Below are 26,197 nucleotides of genomic sequence, written 5' to 3'. Positions count from 1 at the left end.
AAAAGCGCTAAATCTTAAAAAAAGAAATAATTCAAAATTGGTGATGTTCTTGTAAACAAGCCCCTTTAATAAGCAACAAGCGTATAATAATAATGATTTAATTAATAAAACTCGTGCATGAAATGGTTTTTTGCTCATCACGATTTTTATTATTTATATGAAGAATGACATTTTATGAAGGATTAAAATGAAATACTATTTACGCTTTGTTAATTACCCCAATGAAAATTTACTTAATGAAAAACTTGCCGATCATGCTGGTCATGTCCCTAAACGATTATCAACTTTCACTTATCAACTAGAACCAGAGCCAAATGTTGTGAGCATTGACTATAACGAAATTCCTGACAAAGTTTTTGAATGCCAAGATAAAGTGAAATTTGATCCCTTGGTAAAGCTATTTAACACCATCCAGTATCTGAGTGATAAAAATCGAATTTATAACTACTATGTTGATTCCCACACATATTTAATTTTATCAACTGACAAGAAAGATTTATTACACGAAGGAAATAAATGATTAAAACCAACCCCTGAAGTAATGGTCAAAATATTTAATGCAACTCCAAAAATGAAAAAAGCATTAGAAAATCTTTCTTCCGTTGATCAAAAAACGATTGGTAAATATGATGGGCAATTGTGATTTTCGTTCCGGTCTTATGCTAGAATTCGTTTTGGTCAGGAAATGAAACATTTCCAATTAGATTTTGGAGCTAAAGACGAATATAAAAAGATTCTCAAAAATAAACCACTCTATGTTAATTTAAGAATTGCCCAAACCCGTTTAAAAAGTGGTTGCGAAAAAAACAAAGTTGTTGATTTTACGCTATTATATGCTGGTGATTTAACCAAACCTGTTAATTTAAGGGTTCATCATATGTGCGAAACTTCAGAAATTTTACACTCACAACATTGCGATTGCTTATTCCAAAAAGAAGAGTTTTTGAATATGGCAATCAAAAAATACTTATTGAAAGGTGAACCATTCTTATTTATTTACGCTAAAGAAGAAGGGCGAGGCATTGGTTTAGAAAATAAGATTAACGCCTATATTCGAACTGCAGAATTTGGCGAAGACACTGTCGAAGCAATGATGAACACAGTTGGATTCAACGAAAATCGACTATTTGATGCCCCAGCTGAAATTGCCTACGATTTAGGAATTAAAGAAGTAAATTTGAAAACAAATAATCCGGCCAAAATCTATCCCTTTTTATACCGGGGAATTAAAACCCATTTAGTAAGTGCTTGAACAAATGATGAAAATTTATCCATTGCAGCCAAAAACTATACGGATATTAAAGTCAAAAAAATGCATCACTTAGAAAAGAAAACTAAAGCTAAATAAAATAATTAATTTTACATCAAAAGCAGTAATAAAGACTTTCCCACCAACAGGGCAGCTTATTACTGTTTTTTATATAGTTTTTGACCACGCATAATCAAGTAAATAGTAAATTAATCTAGATTGCGACAATGAACGGACCAAAAATTTCTATCTAAAAGAAATACGAAATTGTCTTAGGCTTTATGTTCAAAACTCACCTTAAAATCATTATTAACAACTTGCTTGACTATTAAAAAAATCCATATTCTAAAACAGTTTTGGCATTTTGGTCTGCTCGTAATCGGCATCTACTTTTTTGGTCAATTGAACTATCATACGCATTAATTGTTCTAAAGTAATCACAGGGTCCTCGTTAATTTTCTATTGTAAAAATTACTTTAAATTATTTCTTTTAAATATTCCATCATGCTTTTTTAAAATAGCTGAATGTTCATTTAAGATAGCTGAATGTTCTTTTAAGATAGCTGAATGTTCTTTTAAGATAGCTGAATGTTCTTTTAAGATAGCTGAATGTTCTTTTAAGATAGTTTCGTGTTTATCAAGTCGTTTTTTAATTTTTAAAACTTCATTTTTTGTTTCGGTTAGATCTTGCTTTATAATCATTCTTTCTTTTTTGGCTTCTTCAAAACCAACATCTACTTTTTTGGTCAATTGAACTATCATACGCATTAATTGTTCTAAAGTAATCACAGGGTCCTCGTTAATTTCTTTGACTTTTAATGATTCAATTATAATTTTCAAATGGTTATTTTCATCAAGAACGTGTGTATATTCAAAATTTTCATGCAAACAAGCATCAGCTTTAACTTGTGAAATTAATTTTGAATAGGCTTGAATTATAGTTTTTTGTTTCATTTTTATTCTCCTATTAAATATAATGTCGAAAAGGTCTAAAATTTAAGAAAAATATTTCAAAAATTTTTTTAAAAAAAACAATCTTTATTGAAAATTAATTAGTATGAAAAAAACAATTTAACGGTAGGAAAACACTTTCACCTTCATTAAAAAATTTTGAAAATCCCGACGATTTTGAAAATAATTAAAAAGACATGATCAAAAAATAAATAGCAAAAACCAACACAAGATCTATGACTAAAAAACTTTATTAAATCAGCTGTACTAACAAAAAAGGTGCTTATTCATTTCTTAAGCACAACTAGAAAACTCATTTCTAATTACGACCAATGATTATTTTTGTAAGTATCATAAATGATTGAGTTAAAAAACGTTGGATTAACAAACAGTTACAAAGTAATAAAAAAACCGCGAATCATACGATTCGAACTAAGTTTTGAATGGAAAAAATATTAAGTTTAATAACGGTATATAAACTGTTAGCTTAAATTAAATTTATTGAAAGGATTCCTGGAAGGTTGAAGCAATATAATTGGTCAATTCAGTGATTTCTTTATCATGAATGATATCTGTTAAGACTTGTGACTTTTTCAGTAATCTAAAAAGGACACCATATTTTTCAGAATCTAAAGGACTCAAGACAAACTCTTTAAATGCTTTCTTTCGTAATTTTGCTTCTAAATCGCTTGATCCTTCAGACTTGGAAATAAGCTTTTTAATTAAAGCTGCCATTTCATCTTTTCAAGAATAAACGAGTTCAGTAGGAACTTCATAGATTTTGAAAGCTTCGTCCAAACGGATTCAAAGGTATAGTAATTTTTTATATTTTCTGTTCATTTAAATAGACCTTTTTATAACAATAATTTAATCTTGAAACTATATAATTATCTATTGATTTTAATAAACTTGTAGATTATTTTGACAATTATATTAATAAAAAGATGATTTTGATCAAAATTTAAGTGGGACTGGTTGCTTTTTATATAAGATCTAAAATCAAAATGATGTTTTTAATTGAATTTCATTTTAATGATAATTTTTTTAAGTTTGCCTTGAATTCCTATGTATTTTGGGCCATGAGCTTCACCGGGAAAAAAGAACACAAATTCTCCACGAACTGGCTTTAATAATGTTCGTTTTGCATCAACTTTAAAAAACGCGACATCATTTTGATCATTATAAGGTTCAATTACATTTTTAATAACATCGCCTTGTTCGTAAAAGTATTTTTCGTTTTTATCTACTAATATATGTAAGTCTGCATATTTTTGATGGGTTTCATACATTACATGTTCATCATCATACCCATCAAATTCTTCATGAACACCAAAAACGTTATCACCATCAATATGAAATTTACCTTTTGGTAAATAGCGTCAATTATGTTGTTGTAAATAAGCAATAGCTTTATCTAGGTTAGGATGAATTCCCTTATATCGTGATAAATTTGCGATTCTGTCAAATATCATAAGATACTTCTTTCTTCATTAATTCAATTAGTTTTAATTAAGTATTCTATTTTAGCATTCTCGTTGAAAAAATCGCAAAAGAAGTAAACAATAAAACCGTTGATTTTATAGCCTTAAACCAAATCCCATTCACTAATCAAATTTTTTCAAAGTGAATTTAAAGCTTGAAAAACATAATCCATAAAATCAAAAAAAATGATTTTAAAAATGGTCGTCAACAATTAAAAAGCCACCTCGAATGAGATGGCTAATTAATTTTTTATTAAACTTTAAAAACTAAGAATTTTTTAAAGTCAATTTGTAGATTGGTTGTTTATAAGTAACAACATCATTTGCTTTAACTAATACTTCTAAATTGTATTTAGCTAAAGTTTCCGTTAATACAACTACTGGTGTAATTGTTTTCAAATTCTTAGAACGGATGAAGTCAAAGTCAACATCGGTTAAATCTTGACTCGCAAGTTCTCCTTGTTTAGCAATTGGTTTAAAACCAACTAATTTACTTGGATCACTGACACCATTATTTAGACTAACAGTTTCAATTCCAATATGGATTAAAACTTTAGCCCCGTCAACATCAACAATGTACGCATGTCCAGTAGGGAAAGCGACTTCGACTTTAACGTCTTTATCGCTTGGAACTTTAATCATTCCTTGGTTTGGTTCAAACGCGAATCCGTCACCCATGATCTTGTCTTTGAAGACAACATCAGGAACTTCACTTAATGGTTTTGCAATCCCACTAATTGGTGATAAGATGGTTATTTCTTTAGGTAGGTTTTCAGTTTTTTCAGGTGCGGGCGCAGCAGGTGCTGGTGCTTGCTGATCAAATCCTTCAACCGCTTGTTTCAATTTCGTCTTATCTAGTTGGTTTTGCATAATCGCGTTCATTTGCGTTTTGATTGCTTCAGCTTCAACCCCAAAGATTGCGTGACTTAGAGTTGGAGACATGTCCATAACTCCAGCCGCACCTAAATCTTTAATTGTTTCTTTGTCAACTTTTGATTGATCTTTAATAGAAACACGTAATTTAGTAATACAAGCATTTACAACAGTGATGTTATCTTCACCACCATAAGCATTAATAAGTTCGTATGCCTTAAGTTGTAATGGAGTGAATCCAGCGTTAACGTTAAGGTTTTGATTCTTCTTGTTTGCTTGTTGAGCCAAGTAATCTTTCTTAGTCTTCAACGCACCACCACGTCCTGGAGTTTGCAAGTTACGTTTAGTAATTGCAAAATAGAATGTGAAGTAGTAAATCGGAATCATTGGAACACCAATAACAATTGCTCAGAAGCTATTTACGTGGTAACCTAAACCATCTGGCAAGAATCCGTAAATACCTAAGTCGATAATACCTCCAGAGAAGGTTTGACCAACGTTAGCACCTAGTAAGGACATTAATCAGAAGCTAATGGCCGCATAAACAGTGTGCACACCTCAGAACAATCATGGAGCTAAGAACAAGAATGTAAATTCAATTGGTTCGGTAATTCCAGTCAAGAACGAAGTTAATGCAGCTGAACCAACGATTGATAAAGCAGTCTTGCGGTTTTGCTTAGGTGCTGCCATTACCATAGCAGCAGATGCAGCTGGTAAGCCAAAGATCATGAACGGGTATTTACCTTGTTCATATTGTCCAGGGTTAACTCCAGCAAAAGCTACAGGGAATTTACTAGCGTCGTATGCAACACCGTTATTTCCGGCTGCAACAATGCTATTGATTTCATTTGTTAATGCATTTCCTGTTCCGGTAAATGTAACTGCTGGTAAAGCCGTATTTAAAGTGTTCTGAGCAAAGGTTTGATAGGTGAGTCGATACATATCGCCATTCGATAGTAACACCTCTTTACCCATTAAGAATCGGTTTAAGGCAAACCACAGTCTTTGGTCACCTGCTCAACTTCCTGTATCACTAGAAAAGACATACCCGGGATTCAAGTTTTGAATAACTTGTTCTCAACTGGTAGCAGCAAGTTGTGGGTTTTGCATAATTGCAAAAACTTTGTCACCTTCACGAATCAAAGGAACAACAGATCCTGCGTTTTGCATTGAACCACCTGCAGCTGTATATCACAACGGTGAATAGAACGCATGGTGTAATCCAGTAGGAACTAAAGATCTTTCTATAAATCCAAAAATTAAAGCATTAGCACCACCGTTAGCAGCTAGTGTTCCTAAACCAACACCGATGATCCCCAACAAAATACCAATCCCTGGTCAAATCATTGAGAAAATAACAGAGGCTGGCATCATTGCTAATAAACTAGCAATTGGGACAAAACGTGTACCAGAAAAGAATCCTAAAATTTTAGGCATTTGAATTTGGTATGTTTTGTTGTAAATAACAGCAACTAATGCACCAATTAATGCACCACCAAAGACACTAGATTGTAAAGAGTTAATTCCAGTGTTTGCAGTAAATACTTCAGATTTCAAATCCTTCCAATAAAGCATATTACTTAGTCCAGTTGGAGTTGTAGTAAATGTACCATCGCGAAGAATTTGCGCAGCAGTTGTAGCATCTGCGCCAGATCCAGCAGCAGCTAGAGAAATTTTTGATCAATCTGCAACAGGGATATTTTTCAATCATTCAGCTACAGTTTGTGAACCAGTAGGAGAACTGCCAGTAATTCTTTGAATATCTGAAATTACTTGATTAATATTAGGTGAAGCGCCAGTTGTTACACCTGCAGCAGTAGTAGTAGCATTAGCAGCTAAAAAGTCAGTGCTGAATGTAAATGCACCAGTTGTTGGAGCAACTGGGAAGATCATTGCAGATTGCATCCCATTAAAGGATACTCATGCAATGAAAGCAGCAAGTCCAGCCACGCCCGCATCCGCAGTAAATGCAATTGCGATAGCAATGGCAAATAAGACTGCTAGGTTACCAAAAATAAAGTTTCCTGAATTTGTAATAAAACTAGCAAATCCAAATAAAGCAAAGAATGCTTGCGGGCTTCCGGACCATCCGTCAACGCTAGAAGGAATGTTGTTCAAAATCGCTGAACCTATCCCTAATAGCAAACCAGCAATCGGCAAGACAGCAATCGGCATCATGATTCCACCGGATAATTTTCCGATGAATTCACGACCTCCGCCACCACCACGTCGCTTACGGTTTTTTCAACGGGTAACAAGTTTCTGCTTGAAACTTATTTCTTGTTGAGCCATAATATCTCGTTTCTATTTAAATAAAAAAAACAGAACCAATTGTTACCTCCCAAAAGAGTTAATAATTGATCCTGCAGAACTAAAACCACCAACAGCTAATAAAGTAAATAAAACACCAAGAACCAAAAAACCGTTAGCTCGATATTTAACTCAAAATGATTTTGATTTGGATCAAATTGGATTTAAATCGTTTCTATCGGCACTTTTCTTTTTGTAAAAAATGTAACTGAAAACAAAAGACACAATAGCAATGACAATAAAAATTGCTCCTAATGTGTAAATAATGATTTCACCTAATTGTTTACCTGCGGCAATATCAGCAGCTGAAACAGCATGAGATATTACACTAGAAAAGTTATTTATTGAATTCAAAAGTTTTAAACTACCTTCCTGAAGTGGTAATAAAGATATTATCAAAAAAAAGAAATAAAACAAATATATTTAACACTTGAAAAAAAGAATCTTGTTACCAGAATATGGAAAGGTTTACTTAATTTTTGTGGAAACCTTTACATAAACAGTCTATTGCGTATCAACATTAAGGATTATTTCAAACCATAGTAATATTCATCATTATTATAAGTAGCAACTATTAAATAATAAAAATATAAGTATAAGTTACGTATTTATCAAAAATAAAACACGCCAAAGATTATTAGAAAAACTTATAATTTATGTATTAATTTAAGGTCGTGATAAAAATGTTCGAATTAAAATTTCAAAGCACAATTGGCAAGATATCCCAAAAGAAAAACGAAGACGGATACTTTGTAGGAAAACATCTTGTAGCTGTTGTTGATGGCGGATCACCAAAAAGCGACAGAAAATGAACAGCCAATAAAGTTACTAGCGGGTGATATTGTAAAGAATTAATTTTACAGGCATTTAAAACAGTTGACCCCAATTGATCAAATAATAGAATAATCGAATATATCAACAGTTATGTCAATAAAGCATATGAAAACAACGATCATTATTTTTATGAACATGCTGAAGATCAATTGCAGGCAGGAATCATTTTTTATAACGATTTACGTCAAGAAATCGTCAGCTATGGAGATTGTCCATGTTTAATTAACAATACTTATTATTCGCACGAAAAATTCATCGACACATTATCGACGGGTTTAAGAAGTTTTTATTTACATTTAAACGATTTAAAGGTAATTGTTCCAAAACCAGATGATAGTAATGCTTTTGGTCGTTCTAAAATCCAAGATATTTTACACTACCAATCGTTTTTTTCTAATTTGAATGGCCGGTTTGGGTTTCCGGTCATCAATGGTCTTAAATTAAATTTAAAGCTTAAAATAGTTCACAAAGTAAAAGCTCAAGATCAGATTGTAATGGCATCAGATGGTTATATCAAACTTTATCAATCGTTTTCTAAAACAGAAACATATTTAAAACAAACTTTAAAAAAAGATCGCCTATGTTATCAAGAATTTATGGCTACAAAAGGTTGATCAAATGAACTTAAATCATATGATGATCGAACCTATGTCAAACTAATTGTTAAGTAACGAAATCATGTTTAAAAAAACAATACAACCTAACAAGAATTTTAATAAAGAAATAATAGAACAAAAAATTAATGAACTAAATCAACGTTTGCTTTCACTATTTCAAAAACAAAAAGCAATTCAAACTGATATTAATCTTTTAACTGGACAAATGAATGAAATCAACAATCATTCAAATAACGCCAGAATTGGGATGGTTATTAGTCGAATGTTTTCTAGTGAAACGCCACAACAAAAAATTCAAAACTTAAATCAGCAAATGCAAACGACAAAAAACCTGATTAGCATTATCGAAGAAAAACTAAAGACATTAAAAACTGAATTAAATTCTTAAAAATGCCCAACAAATGATCTTTTAAAAAGAACATCGTTTTATTTTTTAGGATTCAATCTAAATGTTGCAATCTGATGATTTTTGAGAATTTGTTGGAAATCATTATTAACTGAAACACCTACTGTATTAGTTACGTTACTAATAGCGTTTTGATCTTGTTGGACAAACATCGCAACAGAAGAAGTTTGACCATTATTAAAATCTTGATAAGTTTGAAATTGGTAAGCAATTCCTATGGGATTAAAATTGGAATCGATTACCATTGCGCCACTATTGCCTGATAACAAATGCGGTCCAGTAAATAACATGGTTGACCCGATATTTAAAGTTTGATAACGCAAACCGTTCATGGGACTACTAAAAACATCATCATATGGATATTTGTTAGTATTTTCCGAACGCTTTAAATTAAAGTTACTTACGAATTTCGAATCATAATTTCTTAAAATGGTTTGCAATGTATTATCAATATCGTTTTCACCTACGGTATATTTACGTCTTGAACCAAAAGATAAACTATTTTGGATAATCCGGTATGACAAAACATTTTCATCTCTATTGTAAGGTGCTAGTGGGTAACCTAGTACATAAGATATCACTCGATTATCAGTAACAGCATCATTAGTTCCTAATCCTGGGAATCAGTTAGTTTTAAGTGTCTGATCATTAGAACTTACTACCGCATACAACGAAGGTCAACTTTGTTTTAAGTCCTTTAAATTAAATTCCATTCGCATTAAAACTAAATCGGGTCCAGCATTATAAGTAACATTATCTTTAATAAAATTTTTTTGAATATTAGCGGTTGCATTCATCCCAAGTGTAGCAGACGTGTTTTGTAAACTAAAATCAGGAACATATAAGAATGAATTCAAGAAGTTTTGTTTTGTTTTAGTAACTGCTTGACTAAATTGAGCAGGAGGCAATGATGCTAGAGATGAAGAATTATCAGCTATATTGACAACAGGATGAGCTGTATACTGATTAAACTCCTGTTGTGCAAAAGATGGTTTACGACTTGTATTAGTGGCTGTAATGTTTGCTAAATTATCATAATTATCAAAGTCGTGATGAGTTCAACTAAAATTTAAAAAGCCTTGATGGCTGTTGAAAAACTCTTGCTGTTGCAACTGCTGTGATGACAAACCGGTTTCTGTATTTGCACTATTTTGATCAGCCAGTGTTGGCAATGTAAAATCTAAAACATGTTTATTAGTGGCAACAACAAAAGCAACTTTTCCAGCTTCTAAACTTGAATCATTAATTTCATCAACTATCCAACCCGTTCCGGTAGCACTTTTTCGATTATCGTAATTTATCGATCCAGTTTGATTAAAGTGATTATCTGTATTTTGGTTTCATCCTACGAAATCGTATGTTATTAAAAAAGAACGCTCGTTAATGTATTTTAAATAATCACCATCTTTTTTAAGTGCACTATTGGTTTGGTTTAGTTGAATACGACTGGCTTGATGAATTTTGTTTAAATCATAAGAAATATAAAGATCTAACACCCCGGTGTGATCATTAATATCATCGGCGTAAAATAAAACATTAGAGATCGTTTGATTACCAGAAACCTTAAATAAAACTTGACCATTAACTGATAGTAGATTATTCCGAAACTCATCAGATAACGTTAATAATTTTCAAGCAAACATCGAAGGGCTTTGACCAAATTCATTATGAGTTATCAAATAGTCTAAAACAACACGATTAAAACTAATAGGGGTGTTATTTGAATTTGCTAATTCAACTAATTCACTAAGTGGTTTTAGCGGTTTTGGTGGAATGTTTGTCTGGTTTCTTAATAAAGCATTAGTTACTTCATCATCGGAATTATTATTTGCAATCTTTCTTGCATCATAAAAAAGACCTTGGTTTGATCTAGTTAAATCATTAGATTGATAATTATCACCAGTTTTAAAAGCGGCATTAGTTTTGCTAAAGGAAGTATTTTTTTCAATTTCGATAGCTTGTTGATTTGCTAATTGATAATGTTCTTTAGGCGTTGCATAAGGATTTATAGCAGTAGAAACAGGATTATTGAAGTCAGTAAAATTTGTCGGATGGCGAACCAAGTTAGCATCAAAAGCAGGAGTTTGGCGCTGTGGTGGATTAGCTGGAGCAACCGGTTTTACTGGTTGAGAAGGCGTTACGGGCTCTGGTTTTGTTACCGTAGGATTTAATGGTTTTACAGGAGTTTCTGGTTTTGTAGGTTGAGAAGGTTTTACAGGAGAAATGAACGGATTAGATGGTTTGCTTAAAGGCGTATTGGGTTGAATTGGGTCTAGATTTTTATTTGGTAAATCAGAAGAAGCTTCAGCAGAAGATATTTTTTGGTTGTTAGATCTTTGTACTGAAACAACCACAGATGGAACGATTATGATTATGGCAGCAAGAAAAGAAGTACTAGCGCTAAGATAAGTGATTAAAAGTTTTTTCTTGCGATTAACTTTATAGCTTTGCAAGAAAATATTTTTCTTATCACGTGAAGTGACACGAAAAATATTATCTTTTTTTGGCTCAAAGATATTAGATGATTGCGTTTTCTTGCAAGTCGATTTGGACATAATGTATTAAACTATAAAACCTAAAATAAAAAATAAATATTGCAAAAACTAATTAACTTTCTTGTTTATATCTTCTTTAGATAACAACGTTTTTATTTCAGTTTCAAGCTTTTGAAATTCTTTGTCTAAGAATGTATCCAAATCTGATTCTAATTCAATCGTTCCTTGTAATAAATCGGCTTCGCTTTTTTTAGAAATCATTGTAGACAAAAAACTACTTTTTTGAATTAGGTTTTTACTTTCGTTATTAGCAAGTTTAATGTCTAAAAGAAAATACATTGTAAACATAATTTTTTCTTCTACGCCAACTCGCATCATAGGCAATTGTTTACTTGGCTTTAGTCTAATTTCTTCTACTAATTTAATATTCTTCAAAGCGCATTTCACTCAATCATTAATTCCTTCTTTAAAAAGATCTAAACGATCCGCCGATTCAGCAAACACCGTTTCAAATAATATTTGATTTTTAGACATAATTTTACACCCTCGCATACAAAAAAATAAACAATAGATTATTTTAAATAGATAAAGCATTATAAAGACAAAATATAAATAAAATCAAATATTGAACGCCATATAATTTGGGATGTAAATAACAGCACAGACAACCAAAAACAAGTAATCAAATGTCCCAAGCATCTATTATGCTTGATTAGCTAAATAAAAAAATTAGAGGAAATACTTAAAAAAGAATATTCAAAAAATAAAATTATTCATCCGATAAAATACAAATAAAAACATTTATTCCTAGGAAAAAGTGTAAATAATAACATATATTCCTAGGAAAAAGTGTATAATTTAATCAAATTTAAAAATTTACTTTTTACAAGAAGGATGTAATTGCTAATTCAAAAAAATATGAAGCGAAAAGAAATATCTAATTTATTAAAATGAAAAGAAAGTAATGACAGAAAACCTTTAATCATTCAAGGACCAAGACAAGTTGGAAAAACTTGACTAATGCAAGAGTTTGGTAGTTTATATTATGAAAATACGGTTTATATAGATTTTGAAGCCGACTTAAATCTGGACAACTTATTTTCAAAAAATTTAAATGCCAAAGATTTGATTTCGGCCATTGAAGCGTTAAAAAAAGTCAAAGTTAAACCTGACAAAACGCTTATAATTTTTGACGAAATCCAAGCAGTCCCTAGAGCATTAACAAGTTTGAAGTATTTTTATGAACAGGCAAACAATTATCATATTATCGTTTCAGGTTCTCTTTTGGGAATATCTCTTATGAAAAATGCCTCATTTCCTGTTGGAAAAGTAGATTTTTTAAAACTTAATCCCTTAACTTTTGCTGAGTTTTTGCTAGCCACAAAAAATGACAAGCTTTTTAAATTTCTAGAAGAAAAAAAATTCGACATCGTTTCATCTTTAAAAAACAATTATTTTAATTTACTTAAACAATATTTTTTAGTTGGCGGGATGCCAGAAGCTGTTAGTTCATATATCACAAATAACGATTATGAAAAAGTAAAAAAAATTCAAAGTAACATTTTGACTTCTTATGAAAGTGATTTTTCAAAGCATTCGTTAAATTATTCTGTTCCTAAATTACGCCTTGTATGAAGCAGCATAATTTCACAATTAGCAAAAGAAAATAAGAAATTTGTTTACAAATTATTAAAAAGCGGAGCAAGAGCAAGTGAATATGAAAATGCAATAATGTGATTAAGCGATTATGGAATCATTCATAAAGTAAATCGTTCTAATGCACCTAATTTACTTCCTTTAAAAGCTTATGAAGACTACAAAAGTTTCAAATTATATATGAGTGATATTGGACTGTTATGCTGCAAAGCCAATATCAATCAATCCCTTATTTTTGAAGACAATAAATTATTTTCAATCTTTAACGGTGCTTTGACAGAACAATACGTATGCCAGCAGTTAGCTTGTAATGAAAACCTAAATTTTTGCTACTACAGTAATAAAAAAAATACTTTAGAAATTGATTTTATCATTCAACATGATAACACTGTTTTCCCGTTAGAAGTTAAATCATCTTTAAATACAAAATCGAAAAGTCTGAAAAGTTTTGACCAGATTTTCAATCCTGAAAAAATTTTTCGAACATCTTTACATGATTTTCAAAAACAAGGAAAAATTACTGATTTTCCATTGTACGCAATTAACCAAATCTTTACAAAAGAAAATTAAATTCACTTGCCAATAACTGCTAAATAAAACATAAAAAAAATGCGCCGTGAAGCGCATTTTGATATTTAAAATTAAAGTCTTAGAAAAACTATCCTAATACTTCAACTACTGTTCCAGCACCAACTGTGTGGCCACCTTCACGAATTGAGAACTTACTACCTTTTTCACAAGCAATTGGCGAAATTAGTTCAACAGTAATTTCAGTGTTATCACCAGGCATTACCATTTCAGTTCCTTCTTTAATGTGAATTGATCCAGTTACGTCAGTTGTACGGAAGTAGAATTGTGGACGGTAACCGTTTAAGAACGCAGTGTGACGACCACCTTCTTCTTTTTTCAAAGCGTAAATTTCGGCTTTAAATTTAGTGTGAGGAGTAATCGAACCTGGTTTTGCTAATACTTGACCACGTTGTACTTGTTTACGTTCAATACCACGTAATAACACACCCGCGTTATCTCCAGCCATTGCTGAATCTAATTCCTTACGGAACATTTCAATACCAGTAACGACTGCTTTTTTAGTAGGCATTAAACCAACTATTTCAATTTCATCACCAACTTTGATTGCGCCACGTTCAACCCGGCCAGTAACTACTGTTCCACGACCTGTAATTGTCATAACGTCTTCGATTGGTAATAAGAATGGTTTATCAGTATCACGAGTTGGTGTCGGAATGTTGTCATCAACAGCCTTCATCAATTCCATAATTTTTTCTTCTCATTCAGGTTTTCCATTTAAAGCTTCTAAAGCTGAACCTTTAATGATTGGAGTGTTGTCGCCATCGAATCCGTATGATTTAAGTAAGTCTTTAATTTCTTCAGAAACTAAATCTTGCATTTCAGGATCATTAGCAACATCACATTTGTTTAAGAAGACAACCATTTTTGGAACACCTACTTGTCGTGCTAACAAAATGTGTTCACGAGTTTGAGGCATCGGTCCATCAGTTGCAGATACGACTAGAATTGCACCATCCATTTGGGCAGCACCTGTAATCATGTTCTTAACATAGTCAGCGTGTCCGGGACAGTCAACGTGTGCGTAGTGCCGGTTGTCAGTAGCATATTCAACGTGCGCAGTATTAATAGTAATTCCCCGCGCTTTTTCTTCAGGAGCTGCGTCAATTTGATCATATTTCATCGCTTGAGCAGTTCCTTTTTTCGCCAAAACGGTACAAATCGCTGCTGTTAGCGTTGTTTTCCCGTGGTCGATGTGACCGATTGTCCCAATGTTGACATGGGGTTTAGATCGGTCAAATTTTTCTTTTGCCATTTTTTAAAACTCCTTGCGGTCAACGGTCACTGATATATAATAAGAAAACCGTGCACCGAACTTAATTAATTTGAGAAAAGTAATCTCAATAATAATGCATAGTGCAATTATGCACATAAATTATACACTATATAATCTATTTTTTATAAAAGTAATTACCCAAAAATGGTGCTAAAATACCGAAATCGCACTAACAAAAGTTTAAAGGTTTCGTTTGATCACTGTTTTTTATACTAAAGTATTTTACAGATTCTTGTTTTGCTTAAGAAAAGTTTTTGTTTTTAGCACGATTGCTTAAAATCACTCGGGCTAGTTTCAAATCCGTATTATTGGTAATTTTCAAATTGTCTCGGAATCCTTCAACAGCCATTACTTTAACACCAATTTTGGTTAACAAACTACTTAAATCAGTTGTTTTTGGTCAGGAGTTGTTTTTTCCTAAATCAAACATATTCAATCCGTATTTAAATCAAAAACATTGTGGGGTTTGAACAATTTTAGTTTTTGTTCGATCTAATGTTTTTGTAAATTCATCTTTATCAACCAAAGCAATTGTGTCATCTGTATTATAAATCACACTGCATGCACCTTTTGAAGTTGTTACTTCGATACACTTTTTTAATAGTTCTTTAGTAACAAAAGGTCGAGCTGCATCATGAGTAAGAACTACAGCTTTAGCATCAGGTTTATAACTTGAATGAATTGCCACGTAGGCGCTAAGAATTGAACCGTTACGATCTTCTCCTCCTGGCACCAGAATAACTTTTAAGAAATTTTTCCGATGGGGAAAAACGCGTCATAATTCGCGGCATATCTTAGCTGTTAAATCATTATATTCAGGTTTCACAACTACGATTAAATGCGTTATTAAGTCTGTATCAAAAAAAGCCTTAAGTGTGTGATATAGAACGGGATGGTCATCAATCAGCATAAATTGTTTAGGAACACTGGTCCCTGTCATCCGAAGACTGCTTCCAGCAGCTAAAACAATAGCATAAACATTTTTGTTAACGGAAATCATAAAAACAAATAAATATCGTCCTTAAAGATGTTTTTTATTGCCCTTGCGTATTTAACAAACCAGGATTGATGTTATCTGTCTTTTGAACTTTTAATTTACGGTTTTTATGGAAGCTGATTAAACTAAATAATAGTGTATTGATAACAATTGCAAAATTACTAAATCCCATTAAAACAGCTGCAATGATTGATGGGATAATTCCGATAAAAGCAAGGGGAATAGTAACTACATTGTAAATAAAAGCCCACAAAAAGTTTCATAAAATTAATTTTCTGGTTTTTTTAGAAATATCAATAACTTGATAGATATTTTCAACATCTTGATTAACTACACTAGCGTCCGCTAATGCGTTTGCAGATTCGTTTGTAAGTGACATATTAATTGCCAAATCGGCTTTTTGAAAGGCGATCAAATCATTAACTCCATCTCCAGCAAAAGCAACTTGATGGCCGTTAGCTTGTAACTTCGTAATCAAATTTTCCTTGTCAAAAGGCGAAGCTTGTCCAATTGCTTCATCAATTCTTAATTGCTTTCCAATAGCTTTCACGATTTTGCCATTATCACCACTCAATAAATAGGTTTTAATTTGAGCCTTGCGAAATTTTTGAATCGTTTTAATTGCTGATTCTCTTAATTCGTCAGTTAAAATCGCTCCAAAGAAAACATCCTGATTTTTGGCAAGACAAATATTTGTGTTTTCATCTAAAGATTCAAAATTTTCATCATTTGATAATGAAGAATCAAATGAATAATTATTCTTATGAAAATACTGATATGAGGCTAACATATAAACATCGTTATCCACACTAGCTTGAATTCCAATACCAGCCAGTTCTTTGATTTGTGTTACACCGTGAAATTCATCAAGATTAATTAACTGCAATTTTTGATATAACGTTCGTGACAATGGGTGGGAAGAATTTTTTGTTAATTGTTTAATTAACCCAAGCAAAGATTGATCACCCAAAAAGGTTTTTACTTCTAAATGGCCTTTTGTTAAAGTCCCGGTTTTATCAAAAGCAATTGCTTTGATTTTGCGGGTTTTTTCGAAAATATCAATGTTATTAAACGAAATCCCTCTTCTACCTGCTTTGCCAACTCCAACCGCCACTGCTAATGGAGTTGCTAACCCTAAAGCACACGGACACGAAATCACAATTAACGCAATGGCAAAATAAATTGCAACTTGAGCATTATGAGATTGAGATCCAACGATTTGTGGATTCGTAAATTTAGGAATTAAATTCGTATCTAATCCGATGGCTTGTTGAATTTGATAACCTAAAAAGAAATGGACTAAAAAACTAGCAATTCCCAAAACCAAAATAGTAGGTACAAATCAAGTGGCAATTTTATCAGCAACTTTTTGAATTTCGGGTTTCGCTGTTTGCAATTGTTTAATTCTTTTGGTAATTAATGAAGCAATCGTTTGGGTGGGTAATTTTTCTACTTTAGCAATAAATGAGTCACCAACATTAAATGAACCTCCAATTAATTTTGAATTCAGTTGATGGTATACTGGAATGCTTTCTCCTGTCATAATGCTTTCATCAACATAGGCGTGTTCAGAAACTAACAAGCAATCTGTTGGAATCTTAGCTTGGGGCTGAACAAAAACTAAGTCACCAATTTTTAAAGAACGGGTTCTAATCAAAGTTGTTTGTTTGGTTTGATCATCGTATTTTAAGGCATGTGGGGATTGAAGTTCTAAGACGCTAGTAACATCTTTATTAACTCTTTTTCTCAAAAATTTACTAATCGATTCACCTATCAATAAAAATGTAATTATTGAAGTTCCCACTTCAAAGAAATAAGAAAACCCATTTTCGTGTCCTAAACCTTGGACTCCTAATTCGCTACTTATAAGAATATAAAGTGATCAAGCATAAGCTAACAAACTAGACAAACCAATTAAAGTATTCATTCCCAAACGGTGTCATTTGATTATTTCTTTGTACATTAAGATATAGAAATTACGACCAATAATAAATTGGACAATTGTTGCGAATACTAGCCCCATATAAGGATTATTCAAAGCGTGACTACTTACAGAATTTGGAAAAGTAGCCATTAAACCATGACCAGCAATTAAAATTGCATCAAAAATAATGGCTAGAGATAACTCCACAAAGTATCCGTATTTTTTATAAGATGTTTTAATTTTTTTCATTGTTGTCACCAGTATTGTGTGCACAATCATTCAGGAAAAGCGAAATTAAGATTATCTTAATTAAATGATTATTAATTAAGACACTTAAATTTCTAACCAAACCTTGATTGTTCAAGATTTTATAAGTTATTGTCATAACTGCTCCATAAAAATAGTATTGAAAGTGTTTTTAGATAAAAAATCTAAAAAAACTTATAAGTTAAAAAAAGAAAAAATAATTTTAATTATTCTTCGATAACTTCGCTTTTATATCCGGCTTTTTTGATAGCATCTAAGATTGCTTCACGAGAAGCAACGTTTTCATCATATTCAACTTCAATTTCTTGTGAAACAACATCGACGCTAAAGTTCACTAATTGCATTTTTTCTAATTTCATAGTAATTGCAGCAGCACAAGAGACACAAGTCATATCTTGAACTTTTAATAATATTGATTTCGTATTCATTTTTATTCTCCGAATTTTGTTTTAAATATTTTTTAAAATAGTTGACTAAAAATGAAAATTAACACTGCCGTTTTGTGTCTAGGCTTAAGCAGATAGATACGGGGGAGCTACATTCAAAAGCCACTATCATGATGTGGACCATTGAACACATATGAAGACATAATTTACGATCATTCATATTTTTATTCCTTTCGTATTCTAATCTGACTTGATTAGTAATATGTTATTCCAATATTATTTTTTGTGTTGTAATTTCAATGAGAATTTTCGAAACCAGAAATTTTAAGCTGAAATTTTATAAAACTAAAAGGCTATTAATAAAGCTAGGATAAACATCTAATAAGCAATAAAAAAAATGAAGGTTTCCCTTCATTTTTCAAAAAATCTATTTGAGTTTTATTCGTTAGCTGTTGGTTTTTCACTGCTTGTTGTAGAAGCTGCTGAAGTTGCCGCACTTGGTGGAGTAAACGATCGTACTGTTGTGTTAGTACTGTTGTTACCATAACGATTGTTACCATCATTGTTGAACCTGCGGTTTTGGAAACCGTGATAACTATTTGAACGATTAACAACAAAGCGAGGATCACGTTCTTTACGAACCACTTGGGCAATCACAATTTCTTCATCTGGTTTATATGCGAACAATTGTTGTTTACCTTGGGCAATAGCAACTGCGTCGGCAAATAAATTCATAAATAAAGTTACTGAACGAATTGAAGCATTATTACCTGGAACTAAGTAATCAATTAAATTTGGATCTGCATTAGTGTTGGCAATTGCGACAACAGGGATATTTAATTTTTTAGCTTCAGTTACTGCGTTCTTTTCATGAATTGGATCATCAACTACAATAACGTTAGGCAAACCACGCATGGTTTTAATCCCACCGAAAAATTTTTCTAATTTATCAATCTTTTTGATAATTAACATTTGTTCTTTTTTGGTGTGTTGGCCTAAACCTTTTTCACGTTCAGTAATCAAGTTGTTTAATTGCTTAATCGAATTGCTAATTGTTTTGAAGTTAGTTAAAGTACCACCTAATCAGCGTTGGGAAATGTAGTTAATATCAATCCGTTTTGCAATTTCTTTAATGAGTTCTTGAACTTGCTTAGTTTTAGTCCCAACAAATAAAACAACACCGTTATTAGTTGCGATTTCTTTAATAAATTCATATGCCGCTTGTAACTTTTCTTGCATTAATGGAACATTCAAGACATCATATTGGGTTCCGCTTGGCTTCTTACTGTAAATGTAAGGTTTCATTTTTGGGTTTCATCTTCGTTTTGAAAATCCAATATGACCGCCCACTTCCATTATTTTTGAACCAGAAACTAATGGCTTTTCACCATTTGCTAGTTCGGTTTCGGTAAACATTGGTTTACGAGTTTGACCTGAATTTGCTGCTGGAGCTTGTTGACTTGCTTCCGGTTGTGAAATTTCAGCTTTTTCAGCAGTCCGATTTGTCGGAGCTGATTCAGGATTATTAAAATTGTTTTCAGACATTCTGTGTAGAATTCACCTTTCTTATAATTGCTATATAGCCTATATATAATAACTTAAAAGTTACATTTTTTTTCAAAAAAAATTTAATTTATGTAAAAAACCATTAAAAATGACACTAATTCAACTTAGACGGCGCCTTTGTAGGTACTTGTGTTGAATCGTTACTTAAACTATCACGCACCAATTCATCTTTTAAAGCTTCTAGTTCATACCTAAGCTTAGACCAACGAATAATCTTATGTGTAAATTTCCTTAATTCTAATTCTGGAATTTTTGAAACATCAGCATATTCAATTTCTCCAAAGCGTCCGTGATACAGCACAAGTTTTCTAATGTCATACATTGTTTGTTTAAGCGCTTTCATTTTTGGAGCAAATCCCTTTGGAAAAAGGCGAACTGCTTCACGAGTTGTTTCGTTAGCCAAATACTGACCGGCAATTTGCATTAGCTCAAGATTTTTGTTTTGAAAATTTTTGCTAGTGAAAATTTCAATTAAATTTCCATCACACAGCATATTCCCTTCAACAAAAAATAAAGCGGATCCACCTAATCCGAATTCAGCATTATATGTAATTCCAGTTTTTTTAAAAAATCGTGAATTTAAAAAATTGTTTTGAAAAACCTTGGTTAAATTACTAAGATCTTTAAGATATTTATCGTTAGTTAAATAACCATTCAAATTTTTAATTTTAGATTTTAACGAAGCACTAACATAATCAAGTTTGCCCAAAAAACTACAATATCGAAATAAACTCATCATATGAGCTTCGTCTAAAACAATTTCATGAGAAATCAATTTGGTTAAAAAAGACGTCGCATCAGTGTAAACATCTATTAGTGCTTGACGATCAACAAAATTAAATCCGCTTCAACGCTTTAACATTTCATAACCAACTCGGGCTCTTGTTTGGCTAATAGCAGATGCATCATTTTTGTTATATTTATGAGTTACCAAAAAACGAGCAACATAATTAAAACTATTGCGAATAATTATAGACTCATAGGAATTGCTAAGCAAAAACGGCGCTTGCATCGTATATTCCTTAGAAAAAGCAGTTTTTTGAGAAAGGGTTTTTCATTTCAAAAATTGATTTGCAAAATCTAATAAAATTTTTTGCAAATCAACATCATACGGCTTTTTTGAACGAATTATTTCAAGAAAATTAACCACGACGACCTCGTTTAGTATAGAAATTTATTATAAATTTTAAAAAGGCTATTTTTGAAAATTCGAGATAAATTACTTCAAAAATAATGCCCGAAAATAACTAACTTAAGTTAGTTTAGATTTTTACTGTTGGATTTATAATTTAATAAGTTTTTGGTCAGTTTTGAATAATCTGATTCAGCAATTACATTAATCGTGACACAACTAACTTATAATGTTCATGATATTGAATCAAATTTTTGATGTTTAGGAAGCAAAACTCTTGCCGATCTTATAATGTCAGTTGGCAATTTATTTTCTCTTTCGTATGGAATTACTCAATAATCTAGAATTTGAACTTCATAATGCAAATCAATTTTTTAAATATCTCCTTATAAGAATATAAAAAAAGAAAGGTCGATATCGGTGAATACTTTCAACGAAGATGATACACCTGTTTTTAGTGCATCTTTAAAAGCTGCTGGTAATGAATTAAATCTTGTTGGAGCAAAAATTGTTATCCACTACGACTTATGATGGAATTTAGCTGTACAAAGCCAAGCAACAGATGGCGTACATCAAATTGGTCAAACAAAAAGTGTACAAGTTTATCAAGCAATTGCCATCAAGACAACCGGACAACGAATTTTACAAATTCAAGAAAATAAAAAGGCATTTACAAATGTCGTTATTAGCAATGAAATAAACGTCTTGTCTGCTTTATCTATATAAAGAACTGATTGAGTTTTTCAAACCTGGCAAATAGCTTTCGTTATAATAATTCTTTAAGAAAATACTGACAAAAAAGTTTGCTTATCTTCATAATCTAGAGATAATATAAAACAATTAATATTATGATTTGTTATGATTATGACGTTTATTATTGTCAAACAAACTTGAATTTTAAAAAAAACGAATTTGATGGAGAAATTTCATGGCTGGAAAAATAGCTTATTTAATCGACTCAGCAGCCTCATATAACGAGGATACTGCTAATGACATCTATATGGTCCCTTTGGCCATTATTGACACAACACAAAACCCTGAAAAAGTTTATCGAGCAGGAATTGATTTAGATTTAAAAGGCCTTGCCCAAAAAATTAGCCAAGGATCCAAATTTAAAACCGGAGCAACCAACCTTGGTGAAGTCACTGAAAAAGTTGAAGAACTCATTAAAAAATATGATCACGTGATTGGAATCCCCATGGATAGTGTTATGTCTGGGACGTATTCAATGTGAAAAACTTTAGAAACACATTATGGTAGTGACAAATTTCATGTCATCAATTGTTTTGATGTCGAATATAGCATTATTTGAACTTTAAACGATATTAAAGTATTTATTGAAAAAAATGGATTTGACATCGTTAAGATTGATGAATACGTAAAATCAATTAACCTTAAAAAAGGCGGAACAATTATTGTAAACGATGTTTCGCAATTAATTTCTGGTGGGAGACTTCGGGGATTTAAAGCCATGATGGTAAAAGCCCTTAAGTTACGAATTCTAATCAAGCTTTTACCAGCAGATGGAGTTTTAGAATACTTTGATAAAAAACGGGATTTAACTGACGGTCAGAAGCGTCTTGCCCAATTCTTGGACGAAAAAATTCAATGAAGTAAAAACGGAATCAAACGGGCACTATTAATTTCAGCATTAACTGATCCCACCGAAAACCAAAAAGTAATTAAAGATTTTCAAAAAATTTTACCTGCTGGAACAAAAATAGATTTACGACCAATGAGTTCTGTAATTGCAGTCCACACTGGATTAAACACATATTCATTATATCTAGAAGCAAATTAATATGAGTCAAAATCCACAAGCCGCAAAAAAATTTCTTAATCTTTTCTACCAAGAAAAAACCCTGCAAGATACTTTAGTAGGTTTTGTTAAAAACCCACTTACTCCAGCAATCCAAAAAAAATTCTCAAATTACGTTTTGTTTTATGACCTTAATAACGAATTAGTTGCGTTTAATATATCGCATCCCAAAGCTCTTAATTTAGAAATTAAAGAGGGTTTGAATGCACCCACTACCAAATTGATTGAACAATTAAATAAAATTTTAGGAATTGATTTATCAAGTTATGCAGAACAATATCCAATCATAATTGGACAAATAAAAAAAGTTCAAGCAATTCCAAAAAGCCATTTAAATTATTGTGAAGTAGATATTGGTAATGAATCCCTTCAAAAAATTGTTTGTGGGGGAACAAATGTTCGTGAAAATCAATATGTTGTTGTTGTGTTACCTAACGCAACGATTCCTTTAGGTAAATATATAACTGCTTCAACAGTTTTAGACTATGAATCAAATGGAATGATTTGCAGCACAAGAGAGCTGGGAATGCTTCCCCAAGAAGGAAAAGTTATTCTTGAATTAAGCGAAGAACAAGCTAAGAATGAAATTGGACAACCTTTCAAACAAATATACTAAAAGGAATTAAATCAATATGGAATCTAAATTTAAAAAAATGAGTCAAGCCGAATTAGAAGAAAATCTTGATCAATTGCAATATGACGTTACCCAAAATGCTGCTACTGAACCACCGTTTAAAAATAAATATGATCACGAATTTCGGAAGGGTATTTATGTTGACATCACAAGTGGTGAACCACTTTTTGCTTCTACTGACAAATTCGATTCAGGGTGTGGATGACCAGCATTCAGTCAACCAATTAGTAAAGAATTAATCGCCGAAAAAGAAGATCGTACCTATGGGATGCGACGGGTTGAAGTTCGGGCCAAAAATACAAACAGCCATTTAGGGCATGTCTTTAATGATGGACCACAAGAAACCGGAGGACTAAGGTACTGCATTAATTCCGCATCATTGAAATTCATTCCCTTAGAAGATATGGATGCTGAAGGTTATAGCGAATACAAGGTTTTTGTTAAATAAAACTTTTCCTTTTTAAAATCTAGCAATACTGTGTTTAGCAATACTTGCGGCATTGTTTTTTTGTATAAATTTTCTTGTGCATCTACTATCTTTGTAAAGTAAAATTTTTAAGTTTTTCTTAAAGTTGATACAATATTAAACACAATCAGACATTTATTAATCTATGAAATTTAAAAATCGCTTAAAAACAAAGGTCCACAGCGTTGAACTTTCTTGCAATGAAACATTAGATCCTAAACAAAAACAATTGATTAAAAATAATCCATTTGAACGTAAAAATGTTTTTTTGGTTGTTTTAAGATTTGTTGGTCCAGCCATTATTGTAAGCTTATTTCAAGCCTTATATATTTTTGCAGACCAAATTATGATTATTAAATTTGTGCCGCAAAGTGATCTTAACCCAACGTCAATTTTCTTTAGTTTAGGGCAACAATATATTAGTGAACAAGTATCCTTTGCTCAAGGACCAGCAACCGATATTTTTGGGCAAGTAGATAGTACTTTATACAAACAATACTTGGATTTGTTTTTGCCTGGTCAAGCAATGGCTGGACAAACGCCATTAAATGTCGTTGATGTTGTTCGTGCTGCCGTTTCAATTAGTGCTCCAATCACCGTTATTTTAAATGGGTTGACAGTTTTCATTAGCATGGGAATCTCAGTTTCATATGCAAAAGCTTTAGCACGGAATGACTCGAAGGAATTACAAAAAGTTTGATCTACTGGTTTTATGACTAACCTTACAATTGGATTAGTCACTTCGATGTTTATTTTAGGAATGTCTGTTCCATGGTTGCAACAAAGTGCGATCGGTGGAATTGGTTCTCACAACCAAGCGCCGATGGATCCTAATTCAGCGCAAGGCATAGCACACCGTTTTTCAGCAGAAATTTTCCAAAAACTCCAAATCCGTTATGCTCAAGGATATGTATTTATTTTGTGTGGTTTTAACATCATTCAAATATTTGTTCAAATGTACTATTTACTTTCGCAAAGTGAAGGGCGTCAATTGTTTATTTCCATTATTCCACCAATTGCTAATGGAATTAATGTTTTATTAGATTGGGTGTTTATTCGGTATGCTAATTTAGGACTAGATGGTTCGGCCATCGCAACCGTAATTGGATGGTTTTTAAACTTTGCAGCATACTTTATCTTTAGTTGAATTATGTCTGCAAAAGAACTCTCCCACTTAGATGTTCGTAAATTGCGTTTTAAGTTATATACGTGGAGTTATTTTTCAATTATTGTTTTAGTAGGAATTGCTTCATTAATGCGGAATTCATCGTTAGCTTTATCTAACGCGTTATTTCAAACTTATTTAGTTAGTGTTACTGTTCATACTAATCCACAAGTTGGTAATGCACCAGTTGCTCAAAATTATTATCAATCATTGTATGGTAGTGTTACCCCAATAACCAATTTGGCATTACAATCAGTTTGGGGCGTAATCCAAGGTGGGCGAGCAGTATGTGCATACAAATATGGTAAAAAAGATTACGCTGCTATTAAACAAGTTTACTGATACTGTGCCATGCTATCTTTAGTGTATGGTGTTGTGGTTTATTTAATTTTCTCATACGGAATAGCAGATCCGATGCTTACTGGACTATTTAATGTTCAAGCAAATCGCGACCTCATAGAAGCCCACCGGGTTTTAGAGATAAGCATGGTTCAAGCCATTTTTATTGCAATTGGCACGACCGCACAATTATACTTCCAATCAACTCAAAGAGTTAGTATGTCATGGATCAGTTCAATCATGCAAGGCTTGTTAACTTTTGTTCCATTATTATTTATTTTTAACGCTGCAGCACTAGCTTATGGTGGCACATTTGGAATGAATATCTTTATTTGATTACAAACTGCAAATGCAATCATTTCTGGAATGTTGAATTTATTAATTGGAACAATTCACTTGTATTTCTTTATGGGGAAAAGAGAACGTTTAATTGAACAAGGATTAAAAAAACAAAACCGTTTTGTAGCTCGATAAAGATTAAAAAAGAGTTTTTAGTTTAATCAACAAAAAACGTTCAAGTCAATTTTGCAAGTTTTTAAAAAATAAAATTCAAGTAATTTGAAAAATGCTAAAAGTTTAAAATGTTATAATTTCCAGTAATTATTTAACTATGGCAAAAAACAAGAACAATCAATCAGAATCAGATCAACGACCCGATAACCATAAACGTGTGAGTACAATAGTAGCAGGAGTGATTTTGGCTGCCATTGTTATTCTTGTAATTCTTGTCATTGTTTTCTTAACTAACGGATCGCGACGCGGTTAA

Annotated in this window: 23 protein-coding genes; 10 read left to right on the top strand and 13 right to left on the bottom strand. The window is 31.9% G+C overall.

Annotated elements, in window-relative coordinates; genetic code table 4:
* Positions 1–187: 187 nt before the first annotated feature.
* A complete protein-coding gene (locus tag T384_RS06930; RefSeq protein WP_052663407.1) occupies positions 188–1,348 on the top strand; it encodes a GTP cyclohydrolase II in 1,161 nt (386 codons plus the stop codon).
* Between the two features lie 372 nt (positions 1,349–1,720).
* Here the strand turns inward: T384_RS06930 and T384_RS06925 are convergent, their stop codons facing one another.
* From T384_RS06925 to T384_RS0101520, 5 genes are all read right to left on the bottom strand, one after another.
* A complete protein-coding gene (locus T384_RS06925; RefSeq protein WP_052663406.1) occupies positions 1,721–2,203 on the bottom strand; it encodes a hypothetical protein in 483 nt (160 codons plus the stop codon).
* A gap of 495 nt (positions 2,204–2,698) precedes the next feature.
* Positions 2,699–3,040 carry a hypothetical protein gene (locus T384_RS0101535; RefSeq protein ID WP_027119556.1) on the bottom strand — a complete coding sequence of 114 codons (342 nt, stop codon included), beginning with the start codon at positions 3,038–3,040 and terminating at the stop codon, positions 2,699–2,701.
* A gap of 173 nt (positions 3,041–3,213) precedes the next feature.
* Positions 3,214–3,672 carry a YhcH/YjgK/YiaL family protein gene (locus T384_RS0101530; RefSeq protein ID WP_027119555.1) on the bottom strand — a complete coding sequence of 153 codons (459 nt, stop codon included), beginning with the start codon at positions 3,670–3,672 and terminating at the stop codon, positions 3,214–3,216.
* A gap of 276 nt (positions 3,673–3,948) precedes the next feature.
* Positions 3,949–6,846 carry a PTS transporter subunit IIABC gene (locus T384_RS06095; protein ID WP_052663405.1) on the bottom strand — a complete coding sequence of 966 codons (2,898 nt, stop codon included), beginning with the start codon at positions 6,844–6,846 and terminating at the stop codon, positions 3,949–3,951.
* A 42-nt stretch (positions 6,847–6,888) separates the two neighbouring features.
* A complete protein-coding gene (locus T384_RS0101520; protein WP_027119554.1) occupies positions 6,889–7,218 on the bottom strand; it encodes an MPN207a family PTS transporter accessory protein in 330 nt (109 codons plus the stop codon).
* Positions 7,219–7,547: 329 nt separating this feature from the next.
* On the opposite strand from T384_RS0101520, the gene T384_RS0101515 reads away from it, so the two are divergent.
* Positions 7,548–8,369 carry a hypothetical protein gene (locus tag T384_RS0101515; protein WP_027119553.1) on the top strand — a complete coding sequence of 274 codons (822 nt, stop codon included), beginning with the start codon at positions 7,548–7,550 and terminating at the stop codon, positions 8,367–8,369.
* A gap of 7 nt (positions 8,370–8,376) precedes the next feature.
* Positions 8,377–8,703, top strand: coding sequence for a hypothetical protein (locus tag T384_RS0101510; protein ID WP_027119552.1), 327 nt, complete (start codon positions 8,377–8,379; stop codon positions 8,701–8,703).
* Between the two features lie 38 nt (positions 8,704–8,741).
* Here T384_RS0101510 and T384_RS0101505 read toward each other — a convergent pair whose 3' ends face one another.
* Together T384_RS0101505 and T384_RS0101500 are read right to left on the bottom strand one after the other, a co-directional pair.
* Entirely contained in the window at positions 8,742–11,276 is a 2,535-nt protein-coding gene (locus tag T384_RS0101505) for a DUF31 family putative serine protease (protein ID WP_027119551.1), read from the bottom strand.
* Positions 11,277–11,324: 48 nt separating this feature from the next.
* Entirely contained in the window at positions 11,325–11,750 is a 426-nt protein-coding gene (locus T384_RS0101500) for a hypothetical protein (protein WP_027119550.1), read from the bottom strand.
* A gap of 366 nt (positions 11,751–12,116) precedes the next feature.
* On the opposite strand from T384_RS0101500, the gene T384_RS0101495 reads away from it, so the two are divergent.
* Positions 12,117–13,442: an ATP-binding protein gene (locus tag T384_RS0101495; RefSeq protein ID WP_211247128.1), complete on the top strand. Its 1,326-nt coding sequence runs from the start codon at positions 12,117–12,119 to the stop codon at positions 13,440–13,442.
* 88 nt (positions 13,443–13,530) lie between these two features.
* Here the strand turns inward: T384_RS0101495 and tuf are convergent, their stop codons facing one another.
* From tuf to T384_RS0101460, 6 genes are all read right to left on the bottom strand, one after another.
* Positions 13,531–14,715, bottom strand: a complete 1,185-nt coding sequence (gene tuf / locus T384_RS0101490; protein ID WP_027119548.1) for an elongation factor Tu — start codon at positions 14,713–14,715, stop codon at positions 13,531–13,533.
* Positions 14,716–14,977: 262 nt separating this feature from the next.
* Entirely contained in the window at positions 14,978–15,736 is a 759-nt protein-coding gene (locus T384_RS0101485; RefSeq protein WP_027119547.1) for an IspD/TarI family cytidylyltransferase, read from the bottom strand.
* 34 nt (positions 15,737–15,770) lie between these two features.
* Positions 15,771–17,906, bottom strand: a complete 2,136-nt coding sequence (locus T384_RS0101480; protein WP_027119546.1) for a heavy metal translocating P-type ATPase — start codon at positions 17,904–17,906, stop codon at positions 15,771–15,773.
* A gap of 224 nt (positions 17,907–18,130) precedes the next feature.
* The gene (locus tag T384_RS0101470; RefSeq protein ID WP_027119545.1) at positions 18,131–18,352 is read right to left on the bottom strand and encodes a heavy-metal-associated domain-containing protein; all 222 of its coding nucleotides are present in this window, start codon (positions 18,350–18,352) and stop codon (positions 18,131–18,133) included.
* Positions 18,353–18,748: 396 nt separating this feature from the next.
* Positions 18,749–19,855, bottom strand: coding sequence for a 30S ribosomal protein S2 (rpsB, locus tag T384_RS06090; RefSeq protein WP_245595150.1), 1,107 nt, complete (start codon positions 19,853–19,855; stop codon positions 18,749–18,751).
* Positions 19,856–19,970: 115 nt separating this feature from the next.
* Positions 19,971–21,026 (bottom strand): hypothetical protein, encoded by a 1,056-nt coding sequence (locus T384_RS0101460; protein WP_027119544.1) that lies wholly within the window; start codon positions 21,024–21,026, stop codon positions 19,971–19,973.
* Between the two features lie 402 nt (positions 21,027–21,428).
* On the opposite strand from T384_RS0101460, the gene T384_RS0101455 reads away from it, so the two are divergent.
* From T384_RS0101455 to T384_RS07240, 6 genes are all read left to right on the top strand, one after another.
* A complete protein-coding gene (locus tag T384_RS0101455) occupies positions 21,429–21,734 on the top strand; it encodes a C-terminal helicase domain-containing protein (protein WP_027119543.1) in 306 nt (101 codons plus the stop codon).
* Between the two features lie 202 nt (positions 21,735–21,936).
* A complete protein-coding gene (locus T384_RS0101450) occupies positions 21,937–22,809 on the top strand; it encodes a DegV family protein (protein WP_052663404.1) in 873 nt (290 codons plus the stop codon).
* Position 22,810: 1 nt separating this feature from the next.
* The gene (ytpR, locus tag T384_RS0101445; protein WP_027119541.1) at positions 22,811–23,443 is read left to right on the top strand and encodes a YtpR family tRNA-binding protein; all 633 of its coding nucleotides are present in this window, start codon (positions 22,811–22,813) and stop codon (positions 23,441–23,443) included.
* A gap of 16 nt (positions 23,444–23,459) precedes the next feature.
* Positions 23,460–23,909 (top strand): peptide-methionine (R)-S-oxide reductase MsrB, encoded by a 450-nt coding sequence (msrB, locus tag T384_RS0101440; protein ID WP_027119540.1) that lies wholly within the window; start codon positions 23,460–23,462, stop codon positions 23,907–23,909.
* A gap of 163 nt (positions 23,910–24,072) precedes the next feature.
* Positions 24,073–25,905, top strand: coding sequence for an MATE family efflux transporter (locus T384_RS0101435; protein ID WP_052663403.1), 1,833 nt, complete (start codon positions 24,073–24,075; stop codon positions 25,903–25,905).
* A gap of 136 nt (positions 25,906–26,041) precedes the next feature.
* Positions 26,042–26,197 (top strand): hypothetical protein, encoded by a 156-nt coding sequence (locus T384_RS07240; protein ID WP_156933104.1) that lies wholly within the window; start codon positions 26,042–26,044, stop codon positions 26,195–26,197.

This window comes from Mycoplasma testudinis ATCC 43263 (assembly GCF_000687795.1).
In the GTDB taxonomy this organism is placed as follows: Bacteria; Bacillota_I; Bacilli_A; order Mycoplasmatales; family Mycoplasmoidaceae; genus Mycoplasmoides; species Mycoplasmoides testudinis.
This window is presented reverse-complemented; position numbering and strand designations above follow the sequence as displayed.